Consider the following 12520-nt stretch of genomic DNA (forward strand, 5'->3'; position numbering starts at 1 on the left):
TCGTCCCTTCGTCTGACCCACGCGATTCGCAATGCCGCGTGAGCGGTTTTTTAGACTGGCCCGTTTCTGCAAGTTTGGGTGCAGGCGGACATTGATCTGTATCAAGAGAACTGCCCAATCGCCTTGACGCTCGTCAAGGTGCGACGATCCGCTCCGGTTTAGGCTAGAGTAGAGTTTGGATCAGGGGGAGCCAATGGCCTTCAAATCAATTTATACAGTTATCACGGATGAAAATCTTGCGCAAAGCACGTTAGAGCGTGCTTCGACGCTGGCAGCTGGGTTTGACGCACATCTTGATGCGGTATGTTTCGGAGTAGACCGGTCACAAACCGGATACTATTACGCCGGTGCCAACGCTATGGTGCTTCAGGAAACTTTGAGCCGCGCCAATAGTGAAGCCGATCATCTGGCGGAAAAAGCCCGGGAGCAGTTGGGAAAAACCGATTGTCGCTGGGCAGTAGAAAGCGGCGTGGCGCAATTGGCCGATATTGGTCGCCATGTGGCCACGCGTGCAAGGTTTTCCGACCTTGTCGTTCTGCCGAAGCCTTACGGCGCGGATCGGGGGGTGGAGTTGGAGCCCATTTTGGAAGGGGCTTTGTTTGAAGGGCAAGTGCCTGTGTTGGTCGTGCCCGAGAATGTAGAGCCCCCCGCCAAGCCCAAGCGTATTGTGATTGGCTGGAATGAAAGCGCGGAAGCCCTGCGTGCGGTGCGAGCGGCGATGCCGTTGTTGATCGGAGCAGATGCGGTGCATGTGCTGGTGATTGATCCGCCGCAGCACGGCCCCAATCGGTCAGATCCGGGCGGAATGCTATCGCAGTTTTTGGCGCGCCACGGTGTGAAAGCTGAAATCGACGTTTTGGCAAAAGCTTTGCCAAAGGTCGCTGATATCGTGCAGCGTCATGTTAACGATGTGAATGCAGATATGGTTGTGATGGGGGCCTATGGCCATTCGCGGTTCCGCGAAGCGATTTTGGGCGGCGCGACCCGCAATATGCTGGAACGTGCTGAAGTGACCACGTTTATGGCGCACTAAGCTGGCCAAATAGCTGGTCTGGTGGGACGTCGCTTGTGCTCCGGGCTTTGCCCGGGCACGTCGCCCCGCCCACCATCCCATTGCTCCGAACGGTTTGGGGCGGCTCAGAAATGTGTCGCTAGCCTTGTTTGGTCGTTGTGTTGTACCCATGCGGCTTAACAAAAACCCGGGGAATCTACGAAACGTCTTGGGGCTTCCTGCGAAGGTAACCTGAAATTCAAAGCGGCTCAGGCTACGGTTTTAGGCAAACACACCGCCGTCTGCATCATCGCCTGCTTCTTCCAGCAGACGATACATGTCAGGAATCGTGACGTGGCGTTTGCCTTCAAGTTCAATCACACCATCACGTTTAAGCGCCGATATTTGGCGGCTGACCGTTTCCAATGTCAAACCAAGATAGTCTGCCATCGCCTCTCGGGTGAGGGGCAAATCAAATACAACAGTGTTTTTGAATCCTGTTCCGCCCGAAGTCGCATTGCGTCTGGCAATAATCGACAAAAGGGACGCAATTTTTTCACGCGCAGTTTTGCGGCCAAGGACGAGCATCCATTCGCGGGCGGCATCCAGTTCGTCCAGTGTCATTTCCAGCAAGCGCTGTGCAATATGTGGCGTCTTGCTCATCAAGTCTTCGAAAGGGGTTTTGCGGAAGCAGCACATCACCAAATCTGTTGTTGCAACAACGTCGTAGGCCGCAGTGCCGCGCCCGGGCCGACCTACAAAATCTGACGGCAGCAACAGGCCAACCATCTGAGTGCGCCCGTCTTCCATGGTTTGTGTCAGCGATGCGATGCCCGAAACGACAGAGCCGACAAAATCCATCCTGTCCCCAGACCAAATAACAGTCTGACCGGCTTCAAATTTGCGATAGTACTTAATCTCTTCGAGGCGCTCCAACTCATTGCCGTCACATCTTGCACAGACGGCACGGTGCTTGATCGGGCAATTTGCACATTCTTGCGATACTGCAAGGCTACGGTCGTTCAACATTTGCATCACCGCGTATTGATCTGGGTCAAAGTACTGCTTTCTTAACGTCTCTAACTCTACCTAAATGGTGGATAGAACACAACTCGCACGGCTGGGCCTTTTCGACGCGAAAGTCCCAAGATATACCTCATATCCGACGGCACCACATTTTGCTGGTGGCGTAGGGCCGGACCGCTTCGTGGAATGGATCGAATCTATTCCAGAGTATGGCAACATATCTCTTTACTTGCATGTACCCTTTTGCCGCAGGCTGTGTTGGTTTTGTGCCTGCCGTACGCAGGGCACGGCAACGCTGTCCCCGGTCGAGGCCTATGTGGGAACTTTGCTGCAAGAATTAGCAATGCTGCGCAAGCATTTACCCAAAGGGGTAAAGCTGTCTCGCTTGCACTGGGGGGGGGGCACACCGACGCTTTTGACTCCTGACATGATGACGCGTTTGATTGCCGGAATTCGCGAAACAGCGGACTTTGCCGATAATGCCGAGTTCTCTGTTGAAATTGACCCGAATGAAATTGACGCAGATCGACTCAAGGCGCTGGCCGCAGGCGGAATGAATCGTGCTTCCATCGGAGTTCAGGATTTCGACGAGCAAATCCAAGAAACCATCGGACGTCCTCAAAGCTATGATTTGACCAAGCAAGCGGTCGAAATGATCCGCGAAACCGGCGTGACCAGCCTGAATGCGGATATTTTGTTCGGCCTGCCACATCAAACCAATGCAAAAATCACTGAAACAGTTCAAAAATTGCTCAGCTTTACGCCAGACCGCGTTGCGCTTTACGGCTATGCCCACGTGCCCTGGATGGCGAAACGCCAACAGCTGATCCCATCAGAAGCGCTGCCAGCACCGGATGAGCGGCTTGCTCTGTTTGAAACTGCGCGAAAACTGTTCATGTGGGACGGGTATGATGAAATCGGCATCGACCATTTTGCGATCAAATCCGACGGGCTTTCGGTGGCACAAAAAACCGGCCATCTGCGCCGAAACTTCCAAGGCTATACCGACGATACTGCAGATGTGCTTATCGGCCTTGGCGCATCGTCGATTTCCAAATTCCCACAAGGGTTTGCTCAAAATGCGTCAGCGACGTCAGAGCATACAGGCAAGATTCGCGATGGCGTGTTCTCAACGGCCCGCGGTCATGCCTTTAGCCAAGATGACATGTTGCGCAGTCGCTTGATCGAGGCGATCATGTGCGACTTCCGTATTGAAGCGGCTGAAATCATCAACACGTTCGACATATCGCGCGCGGCACTATTCGACATGTTGAATGCGGCTAACTCCCAGTTCGAAGGGATTTTGGAAGTTACAGAAGACGGGTTGTTTGTACCGCAAAATGCGCGGGTTCTGACCCGCCTCATTGCGCGGTCCTTTGATGCTTACGACTTGTCAAAGGCTGGACACAGCTCAGCAATTTGAGCAGTCAAACCGTGTGAATATTTCTGAAAGAGCGCAGCCCGTTGGTCGCGCTCTTTCACGTTAGAAGGGAATCAAACCCTTCGTTAGCCTATACTGCCAGATCAAATGCCGCGCTTAACAAGGCGCGGGTGTATTCGGTTTCAGGGTTTTCAAAGATATCCTTGGCGGTGCCGATTTCGACCACATCCCCCTGTTTCATAACCATAACTTTATGGCTCATGGCTCGGACAACTTTCAGATCATGACTAATGAACAAATAAGCCAAATCATGTTTGCGTTGCAGGTCGCGCAGTAGGTCGACGATTTGAACCTGAACAGTCATGTCCAAAGCAGAGGTTGGTTCGTCCAACACCACGAGTTTTGGCCGCAATACCATTGCCCGTGCGATTGCAATACGTTGGCGTTGCCCGCCCGAAAACTCATGCGGATAGCGGTGCATACTTGCGGGATCTAGGCCAACTTCTTCCATCACTTCGATCACCAAATCGCGGTTGGACCGCCCATCCGGACTCCCGTGAACAGTCAAGCCCTCAGCGATGATCTGCTCGCAAGTCATTCGGGGAGACAGTGATCCAAAGGGGTCTTGAAAAACGATTTGTATTTCAGACCGCAACCGGCGCAATTCGTTAACGGACCACTTTCGGACATCTTCACCGCGATAGGTAATCCCACCTTCGGAGGCGATGAGGCGCATAATCGCCAAGGCCAGTGTGGTTTTCCCAGAACCGGATTCGCCTACAATTCCAACGGTTTCACCTGCGCGAACCGAGATGCTGGCATCGTTGACCGCTTTGACATAGCCATGCGTGCGCTTGAACAGGCCTTTGTAAATCGGGAACCAGATTTTGAGGTTCTCGGTCCGGGCGATTTCAACCGCATCTTCGGCAACGGGCTCCGGACTTCCGGTGCTTTCAGCCGACAAAAGCATTTGGGTGTAGGGGTGCCTGGGGTTCTCAAAAATCTCAGCTGTAGGTCCGTGTTCGACGATTTCGCCATCTTTCATCACGCAGACCCGATCTGCGATTTTTCGCACGATTCCAAGATCATGGGTGATGAACAACAGGCTCATGTCTTCGGATTTCTTCAGATCGGCCAGCAAATCCAGAATTTGGGCCTGAATGGTGACATCCAATGCGGTTGTAGGCTCATCTGCGATCAATAGATCGGGTTTGTTCGCCAGTGCCATGGCAATCATCACCCGTTGCCTTTGACCGCCGGACAATTCATGGGGGTAAGAGTTAAGCCGCGTTTCCGCATCGCGAATACCGACCTTTTTGAGCAATTCCAAAATCCGGACGCGGACATCTGTTCCCACCAGTCCTTGATGCAATTCAATGCTTTCGGCCAGCTGCTTTTGCAAAGTGTGCAACGGGTTAAGCGAGGTCATAGGCTCTTGGAAGATAAAGCTGATGTCGTTGCCGCGTACCTTGTGCAGCAGCTGTTTGTTGGCTCCGATCATCTCTTGACCCTCATACCGAACAGAGCCTTCAGTCGTCGCGGAATCGCCCAAAAGCGAGACTGTCGACAAGGCCGTGACCGATTTTCCAGAGCCGGACTCCCCCACCAGTGCGACGGTTTCCCCGCGTGCAATGTCAAAGCTTACACCTTTGACGGCCGCGTTCACTTTACCGTCCTGACGAAAGTTGACGTGCAGATCTTTGACTTCGAGAATGTTCATGAGAAAGTTTTCCTCGGGTCAAATGCGTCGCGCACACCTTCAAAAATGAAAACGAGTAGCGATAGCATCACCGCAAAAACGGTAAATGCGGTGAAGGCAAGCCAAGGTGCTTGCAAGTTCTGTTTGGCTTGCAAAGTCATTTCGCCCAAGGACGGGGCGGACGAAGGCAGCCCAAATCCCAAAAAGTCGAGACCAGCCAAAGTGCTGATCGTTCCGGTCACGATAAAGGGCATGAAGGTCAATGTCGCGACCATGGCATTGGGCAGCATGTGCCGGAACATAATGGTCCAGTTTGAAACCCCAAGGGCACGGGCGGCACGAACATACTCCAGATTGCGGGCACGCAAGAATTCCGCCCGAACCAGACCGACAAGGCCCATCCATCCAAAGAGCACCATCAAAACGACCAAAAGCCAGAAACTTCGCCCTAATATGGCAAATAGGATAATAATAACATAGAGTTGCGGTGTCGATGCCCAGATTTCGATGATCCTTTGAAAGATCAAGTCAACCCAGCCGCCAAAATATCCCTGCAAAGCTCCGGCAATCACTCCGATAATGGATGAGCTGAGCGTGACAATCAGGGTAAACAGAATGGACAAGCGGAAGCCATAGATCACCCGCGCTACGACGTCCCGTTTGGTGTCATCCGTCCCAAGCAGGTTCTGCTCGTTCGGGGGGAGGGGGGCCGCACCGGGGCGATCCACAGGCGTGTTGAAGCTGTAGGGGATCGGTGGCCAAATCATCCAGCCTTGGCTGAATTCGGGGCCAAGTTCGGAGCCTTGACCGGCCTCAATCTGTTCGATCAGACCTTCTGGGTCATCCAGGCAGTCTTCGATGCCGCCGGTTCGGATCAGGCATTTCACCTCGATGTCTCGGTAGGCGGCTTCGCTTTTGAATTCACCGCCATAGGCCGTTTCAGGATAAAAACTGAAGATCGGCATCCGGTATTCACCGCGATAGTTGATCAAGATCGGTTTGTCGTTGGCCAAAAATTCAGCAAACATCGACAGGCCGAAGAGCAAGGAGAACAGCCAAAGCGACCAAAACGCCCGCCGGTTGCGTTTAAAGTTGCTCCAGCGGCGCTGATTGAGCGGAGACAGTGAAAAGCGCTTGCGTGATTGTTCCATGCTCACCCCTCGCGCTTTTCAAAATCGATACGCGGATCGACAAAGACGTACATAAGGTCAGACAAAATCCCAATCGCAAGCCCGATGAGCGAGCTGATAAACAAGGTGCCGAAAATCACCGGATAGTCACGTTCAACCGCCGCTTTGAAGCCAAGCCGACCAAGCCCGTCGAGCGAAAAGATCGTCTCGATAATGATCGAACTTCCGAAGAAGACGCTGATAAAGACGCCGGGCAAGCCCGCAATCACAATCAACATCGCGTTGCGGAAAATATGCCCGTAAAGCACCCGGTTTTCGCTGAGCCCCTTGGCGCGTGCGGTGATCACATATTGCTTTTTGATCTCATCCAGAAAGCTGTTTTTGGTCAACAAAGTCAGTGTGGCAAAGGCCGCGATCGTGGAGGCCAAAACCGGCAATGTGATGTGCCACAGATAGTCTTTTACTTTTCCGAATGCGGATAGATCGTCGTAGTATTCCGATGTCAGACCTCGGAGCGGGAAGATTTGCCAATAGCTGCCGCCGGCAAACAAAACCAACAGCAAAATCGCAAACAAAAAGCCCGGAATGGCATAGGCGACGATAATCACACCTGAGGTCCAGGTGTCAAAAGAGGTCCCATCCGCCACGGCTTTGCGAATGCCCAGCGGAATCGAAATCAGATAGGCGATGATCGTTGACCACAACCCCAGTGAAATTGACACTGGCATCTTCTCTAGCACCAGATCAATCACCGAAATCGATCTGAAATAGCTCTCACCGAAGTCGAGACGCATGTAGTTCCAGAGCATATTCAAAAACCGCTCCAAGGGCGGTTTGTCGAAACCGAACTGGCGTTCTAGTTCCTTGATGTATTCTTCGGGCAAACCGCGCCGCCCGACACCATCTTCACCGCCACCAGAGGCGATTTCACCCCCACCGCCAGCAAAGCCGGAAAAGGCGTCGCCCTCGCCCTCGATCTGGGCGAGGATTTGCTCGACAGGGCCACCGGGTACAAATTGCACCAAGGTGAAGTTGATGATCATAATCCCAAGCAGGGTTGGAATGATCAGCAATAAACGTCTGAGAAGATAGGCACCCATAGCGGATCAGAGCGCCCCGGCGTCGCGCAATTTTTGCGCTTTGTCTTCATCCCACCACCAGATTGAGCTTTCGCCCAATGACAAAGGTGGCGGTGTGTCGCCGTAGGGGCGGCCAAAGACATCACGATATGCCACTTGGTGGGTTCCTTTGTACCATTGCGGCACCCAGATGTGCATGGCGCGCAATACCCGGTCAAGGGCCTGAACGGCGGTGTCCAACTCCTCGCGGCTTTTAGCGTCCGCGATAATGCGGATCAGCCTATCGACACCCTCGTTGCTAAGGCCGGCGATATTCACTGACCCCGGTGTGCTCACGGTTTGCGACCCGAAGATGTGTTTCAGTTCATCTCCGGGGGTTTGAGACATCGAGAACCGCTGGGTAACCATGTCATAGTCAAAGTTCTTTTCGCGTTCTTGCGATTCTGCGGCATCAACCCGATTTGAAACAGCCGCAATCCCTAGGCGCTTCAGGTTTTCAACGAATGGATTGATCACGCGATCAAAGCTGGGGGAATCGTTGAGAATCTCCAGCTGTAGCTGCTGGCCCTCTTTGTAACGCAGACCGTCATCTGCAATCTCCCAACCTGCTGCATCCAGCAGCTTGCCAGCGCGGCGTAAAACCCGGCGATCAGCTAGGTCCGAGGATTTGGAAACCGGAGGTGTGTAGGCTTCGTCCGTAAAGACAGTTTCGGGAAAATACGCGCGTAGCGGTTCCAAAATCGCCAATTCAGCGTCACTTGGCATGCCCGAAGCTTGCAAAGTGTCCGAGTTTTCCCAAAAACTATCGGTTCGGCCATAGAGACCATAAAACAGGGATTCGTTGGACCATTCGAAGTTGAAGGCCAATGCAACCGCTTCACGCACCTTTGGATCTGCAAATTTGTCACGGCGCAAATTGAACCAGAACCCTTGGGTGCCAGCGGGGCGGCCATCGGCAAGCGTTTCCTTGATGACATATCCTGCGTCCAGGGCTGGGAAATCGTATCCGGTCGCCCAAGTCTTGGAGGAAAACTCCTCTCGGAACGCATAGGCCCCGCCCTTGAAGGCTTCAAAGGCGGCCAGATAGTCCCCAAAGTATTCGTGTTTTATGACGTCAAAGTTGTTCTGCCCAAGGTTGACCGGCAAGTCTTTGGCCCAGTAATCATCGCGGCGCTTGTACGCGATTGACCGTCCCGGATCAACGGAATGCAAATCGAACGGGCCAGAGCCCATCGGCGGCTCCAGGCTGCTTTCTTCGAAGTCCACGGTCTCATAGTAGGCTTTGGACAAGACTGGGATGCCGCCAGCTGTCATCAACAGCTCGCGCAGCGGTCCTTCGGGTTTGAAGGTGAATTTGACCGTTAGGTCATCAATCGCTTCAACCGAGGCAAAGTGTTCAAATGTGGCTTTGAAACTGGGGCGCCCTTTGTCTTGCAAGATCTCATAAGAAAACACGACATCCTGCGCCGTGACCGGAGTGCCATCGCGAAATTTCGCTTCGGGGCGCATGTAAAAGATCACCCATTCGCGGTTCTCGGGGTATTCTAGGGTGTGGGCCAATAGGCCGTAACTTGCATCCGGTTCTTCCAAGTTTCCCGTCAACAAAGTGTCGTAAAATACCCCGGCCCCGATGGCTGCGTTGCCCTTGAGAATGTAAGGCGTCAGGCTGTCAAAAGTGCCAAACGCCCAAGACGAAAATTCACCGCCTTTGGGGGCGTCGGGGTTAACATAGTCGAAATGCGAAAAATCAGCCGAATATTTCAATTCGCCAAAGGTAGAAACACCATGCGATTTGATAACCCCCTCATCGGCCCAAGAGACCGTAGCGGCAAATGCGACCCCCAAGGCCAGCAAGGCTCCGGTTACGATCGGTTTGAGTGGCAGGGTTTGTGCCTGCATTGCCGCAGTGTTGCGAGTGTGGGTGATGGATTTGGCGGTGGGTCGGTGCATGTGATCTCCCCTTCTATGGCCAGCTTTGACGGTGCAGCCATTTCACGTTCATTTTGGTTAATTAATAGCTAAGAGCAGCGGGGGCTGACATTCAAGTTGAGATTCCGTGATGTTACGAGAATTCGCTAGTTGGGTATCAGAGCATCTAGGGCATTTGCGCGCAAAAAAAAAGCCGCGCCCCAAAGGGACGCGGCCTAATTTTGTCGCTGGTTGGGCGATTAGCCGCCCAAGCTTGCCAAGTAGGCAATCACATCGGCGCGATCAGCCGGTTTTGGGTAGCCTTTGAAGCTCATCTTGTTGCCCGGCGCATATGCTTTTGGGTTTTCCAGGAAAGCAAAAAGGTTTTCCGGGGTCCAAACATCCGCCGCGGCGCTGAGGCTGCCGGAATAACCGCCAAAACCTTCGGCTGTGCCGACAGCGCGGCCTACAACACCATAAAGATATGGGCCAGTACCGTTGGCACCGTCGTCAACCTTGTGACAGCTGCCACATTTTTTCTTAAAGTCTTTACCACCTTCAACCGCATCGCCTGCGGCCAAAACTGCTGCAACGTCGATTTCTACAACTTCTTTGTCGCCGTGATCGTCGCCGTCGCCTGTGTCAATCACATAGGCCGCTTGCGCGTGGTCGCCATGACCGCCGCCACCGGTGTGGTACAGCGTTTCCGCGGCCCATTTGCCCAATAGAAGGACAAGCAGCGATCCGCAGACGCCGCCTACAACTTTGGTCATGGTCATTGTGTCAAACATGGGGTGCCCTGTCGCTATTCGCATTCGCTATCGTCGGGCGCGTGTCTATTGCTTCCCTTTGCGTATGGCAAGATATAGAAGGCGCGACCAAACGCCCGCCCCCAACTTTTCACCTCGGGTTGGATGGGGCCAAATTGATAGGAAACCGTTCATATGACCCAGCGCATTGCCTTCCAAGGAGAGCTCGGAGCCTATTCACATGAAGCGTGTCGTGACGCCCGTCCCGATATGGAAGCCCTGCCGTGCAACAGTTTTGAGGACGTTTTGGCTGCTGTACGCTCAAAAAAGGCGGATTTGGCAATGTTGCCGGTGGAAAATACCACCTACGGCCGTGTGGCGGATATTCACCGGATGCTGCCCGAAAGCGGATTGCGCATCATCGACGAAGCTTTTGTGCGGGTGCACATCAGTCTGATGGCCATGCCGGGCGTGCAGATCGAAGACCTGAAACTGGTGCGTGCGCATCCGGTTTTGATTCCCCAAGCCGAAGAATTTTTGTCGCGATATGGAATCAAGGGCGAATCTGCGGCGGACAGCGCGGGGGCAGCCGCAGACATTGCCGCTAAAAAAGAAATGACCGTTGGCGCGCTGGCGTCAGATCTGGCCGCTGAAATCAACGGGTTGCACATTCTTGCGCGCCACATCGAAGATCACGCCCACAACACAACACGCTTCCTTATCATGTCGCGGGATGCGGAGCATGACCGCCGCGGTGATCATGGCATGATGACCACCTTTGTGTTTCAGGTCCGCAACATCCCGTCGGCTTTGTACAAGGCCATGGGCGGTTTCGCGACCAATGGCGTCAACATGACGAAACTCGAAAGTTATATGGTCGGCGGGTCGTTTTCGGCCACGCAGTTCTATGCTGATATCGAGGGCCATCCAGATGATCCTGCGGTGCAGCGCGCGCTAGAAGAACTGGATTACTTCACTGATATGCTTGAAATTCTGGGCACTTATCCGCGTGATCCACGGCGTGACTAGATCAAAAGACTTGCCGCGCCTTCATGGCGCAGCAAGGCCACCTTGGTTTCTACGCCGTGGCTGCCTGAAAATCCGCCAAGTCCGGTTGCGGCCAAAACCCGATGGCATGGGATAATCAGGGGAATCGGATTGCCACCGCAGCCGCCACCGACGGCTTGGGCAGACACCCCGATATCTTTGGCCAAATCGCCGTATCGACGGGTTTCGCCAAATGGAATCGCATAGATCGCGTCACAGACCTTTTTCTGAAAATCGCTTCCCCGCACTGACAGCGGCAGGTCAAAAACACGCAAAGTGCCAGCGAAATATGCATCAATTTGCGCTTGCGCCTCTTTCAACAATGGCGTGGTTTCGCTGTTTCCATATTCTGCCCACTCAACGCGGACAATTGCGTCATCCTTTTGCACAATCTGCATGGGGCCGGTCGGTGTATTTATAAACAAGGTGGGCATTGACGCAGGCTAGGGCGCGCGGAGGATTTTGACAACGTGGATGTCGCAAACGGACTCGACAGTCCGCGCGGGTGCAGACACCCTGCGGTCAAACAGGAGTTTATAATGAAGACAGGTTTCATTGGCCTTGGGGCTGTGGGCGGCAAACTGGCCGGTAACTTAATAAATAACGGCGTGGCTCTGACGGTGTTTGATTTGGATGCAGATAGGGTCCAAATGTTTGTTGAGAAGGGCGCTACCAGCGCGCAATCTGCGGCAAACATCATGCGCGATTGCGATGTAGTGATCACCTCTTTGCCCAGCCCTGCCGCGTCCGAGGCGGTGTTGGCGCAAATGTTGCCGGAAATGGACGCGGGCAAAATCTGGGTCGAGATGTCGACCACAGACCCCGTTATGATCGCTGAACAATCCGAACGCGTTGCGGCAACAGGGGCAGTCACTGTTGAATCTCCGGTTTCCGGTGGATGCCATCGGGCCGCAACCGGCAACATTTCTATTTTTGCGGGCGGTGATCGTGACGCGTTTGAAAAGGTGCTGCCCTTACTGACGATTCTAGGCCGCAACGTGCTGCATACCGGAGAGATCGGCAGCGCATCCAAATTGAAGGTTATGACCAACTATTTGGCAACTGCGAACTTGCTGACGGTTTGTGAAGCGCTGACCACGATGAAGGCCGCTGGCTTGGATCTGGCGACGACCTATGAGGCGATCCGCATCAGTTCCGGCAATTCGTTTGTGCATGAAACCGAAAGCCAGTTGATCCTGTCCGGGTCGCGTGATGTCGATTTTGCCATGGATCTTGTGCAAAAGGATATCGGACTGTTTCAGCAATTGGCCGAGGCCCATGATGTGCCGCTGGAAATATCCCCCCAGATCATTGCGATGATCAAAGACGGGCAGGCGCGCTATGGGCAATCGGCCCAATCGGACCGGATGATTGAACGGCTGGAAGAGGCCACGGGCCTAAGTGTGCGCGCCGATGGCTTCCCGATGGAGCTGGTGGACGAAAAGCCGCCCGCACGCGGTGCCGAAGTTATACTGAATCGCTAAAACGCCATTGAGAGACCGGTCTTTTC

The 12520-nt window shown here is 53.8% G+C and carries 11 protein-coding genes; 4 read left to right on the forward strand and 7 right to left on the reverse strand.

Going from position 1 to position 12520, the window contains the following annotated elements; translation table 11 throughout:
* Positions 1-193: 193 nt before the first annotated feature.
* Positions 194-1033, forward strand: coding sequence for a universal stress protein (locus tag C8N36_RS19185; protein WP_097803481.1), 840 nt, complete (start codon positions 194-196; stop codon positions 1031-1033).
* Between the two features lie 240 nt (positions 1034-1273).
* On the opposite strand, the gene fnrL is transcribed toward C8N36_RS19185, so the two are convergent.
* Positions 1274-2020: a transcriptional regulator FnrL gene (gene fnrL, locus C8N36_RS19190; protein ID WP_097803789.1), complete on the reverse strand. Its 747-nt coding sequence runs from the start codon at positions 2018-2020 to the stop codon at positions 1274-1276.
* 64 nt (positions 2021-2084) lie between these two features.
* Between fnrL and hemN the strand changes: the two genes are divergently transcribed.
* Positions 2085-3440 carry an oxygen-independent coproporphyrinogen III oxidase gene (gene hemN, locus C8N36_RS19195; protein WP_097803480.1) on the forward strand — a complete coding sequence of 452 codons (1356 nt, stop codon included), beginning with the start codon at positions 2085-2087 and terminating at the stop codon, positions 3438-3440.
* 88 nt (positions 3441-3528) lie between these two features.
* Here the strand turns inward: hemN and C8N36_RS19200 are convergent, their stop codons facing one another.
* The 5 genes from C8N36_RS19200 to C8N36_RS19220 all read right to left on the reverse strand — a co-directional run bounded on the left by C8N36_RS19200 (position 3529) and on the right by C8N36_RS19220 (position 10005).
* Entirely contained in the window at positions 3529-5118 is a 1590-nt protein-coding gene (locus C8N36_RS19200; RefSeq protein ID WP_097803479.1) for an ABC transporter ATP-binding protein, read from the reverse strand.
* Complete coding sequence (locus C8N36_RS19205) at positions 5115-6248, reverse strand: ABC transporter permease (RefSeq protein ID WP_097803478.1); 1134 nt, start codon at positions 6246-6248, stop codon at positions 5115-5117. Before C8N36_RS19205 ends, C8N36_RS19200 begins: the two co-directional genes overlap by 4 nt.
* A gap of 2 nt (positions 6249-6250) precedes the next feature.
* On the reverse strand, positions 6251-7327 hold the full coding sequence (locus C8N36_RS19210; protein WP_097803477.1) for a microcin C ABC transporter permease YejB: 1077 nt from the start codon (positions 7325-7327) through the stop codon (positions 6251-6253).
* A 6-nt stretch (positions 7328-7333) separates the two neighbouring features.
* The gene (locus C8N36_RS19215; RefSeq protein ID WP_245910991.1) at positions 7334-9256 is read right to left on the reverse strand and encodes an extracellular solute-binding protein; all 1923 of its coding nucleotides are present in this window, start codon (positions 9254-9256) and stop codon (positions 7334-7336) included.
* Positions 9257-9474: 218 nt separating this feature from the next.
* The gene (locus C8N36_RS19220) at positions 9475-10005 is read right to left on the reverse strand and encodes a c-type cytochrome (protein ID WP_097803475.1); all 531 of its coding nucleotides are present in this window, start codon (positions 10003-10005) and stop codon (positions 9475-9477) included.
* A gap of 153 nt (positions 10006-10158) precedes the next feature.
* Here C8N36_RS19220 and C8N36_RS19225 point away from each other — a divergent pair, with 153 nt between their 5' ends.
* The gene (locus C8N36_RS19225) at positions 10159-10992 is read left to right on the forward strand and encodes a prephenate dehydratase (protein ID WP_097803474.1); all 834 of its coding nucleotides are present in this window, start codon (positions 10159-10161) and stop codon (positions 10990-10992) included.
* Here the strand turns inward: C8N36_RS19225 and C8N36_RS19230 are convergent.
* Positions 10989-11444, reverse strand: a complete 456-nt coding sequence (locus C8N36_RS19230; RefSeq protein WP_097803473.1) for a methylated-DNA--[protein]-cysteine S-methyltransferase — start codon at positions 11442-11444, stop codon at positions 10989-10991. The two genes, C8N36_RS19225 and C8N36_RS19230, sit on opposite strands and share 4 nt — an antisense overlap.
* Before the next feature lie 105 nt (positions 11445-11549).
* On the opposite strand from C8N36_RS19230, the gene C8N36_RS19235 reads away from it, so the two are divergent.
* Positions 11550-12494, forward strand: coding sequence for an NAD(P)-dependent oxidoreductase (locus tag C8N36_RS19235; RefSeq protein WP_097803472.1), 945 nt, complete (start codon positions 11550-11552; stop codon positions 12492-12494).
* The last annotated feature ends 26 nt before the right edge of the window (positions 12495-12520 follow it).

Origin of the sequence: Pelagimonas varians (assembly GCF_003208435.1) — a bacterium.
GTDB classification, from domain to species: Bacteria; Pseudomonadota; Alphaproteobacteria; order Rhodobacterales; family Rhodobacteraceae; genus Pelagimonas; species Pelagimonas varians.

Bases quoted from the DNA above. Each gene is read 5' to 3' on its own strand.
- C8N36_RS19225 (WP_097803474.1), top strand. From the start codon at position 10,159: ATGACCCAGCGCATTGCCTTCCAAGGAGAGCTCGGAGCCTATTCACAT.
- C8N36_RS19230 (WP_097803473.1), bottom strand. From the start codon at position 11,444: ATGCCCACCTTGTTTATAAATACACCGACCGGCCCCATGCAGATTGTG.
- C8N36_RS19220 (WP_097803475.1), bottom strand. From the start codon at position 10,005: ATGTTTGACACAATGACCATGACCAAAGTTGTAGGCGGCGTCTGCGGA.
- C8N36_RS19210 (WP_097803477.1), bottom strand. From the start codon at position 7,327: ATGGGTGCCTATCTTCTCAGACGTTTATTGCTGATCATTCCAACCCTG.
- C8N36_RS19185 (WP_097803481.1), top strand. From the start codon at position 194: ATGGCCTTCAAATCAATTTATACAGTTATCACGGATGAAAATCTTGCG.
- C8N36_RS19215 (WP_245910991.1), bottom strand. From the start codon at position 9,256: ATGCACCGACCCACCGCCAAATCCATCACCCACACTCGCAACACTGCG.
- C8N36_RS19205 (WP_097803478.1), bottom strand. From the start codon at position 6,248: ATGGAACAATCACGCAAGCGCTTTTCACTGTCTCCGCTCAATCAGCGC.
- fnrL (WP_097803789.1), bottom strand. From the start codon at position 2,020: ATGTTGAACGACCGTAGCCTTGCAGTATCGCAAGAATGTGCAAATTGC.
- C8N36_RS19235 (WP_097803472.1), top strand. From the start codon at position 11,550: ATGAAGACAGGTTTCATTGGCCTTGGGGCTGTGGGCGGCAAACTGGCC.
- hemN (WP_097803480.1), top strand. From the start codon at position 2,085: ATGGTGGATAGAACACAACTCGCACGGCTGGGCCTTTTCGACGCGAAA.
- C8N36_RS19200 (WP_097803479.1), bottom strand. From the start codon at position 5,118: ATGAACATTCTCGAAGTCAAAGATCTGCACGTCAACTTTCGTCAGGAC.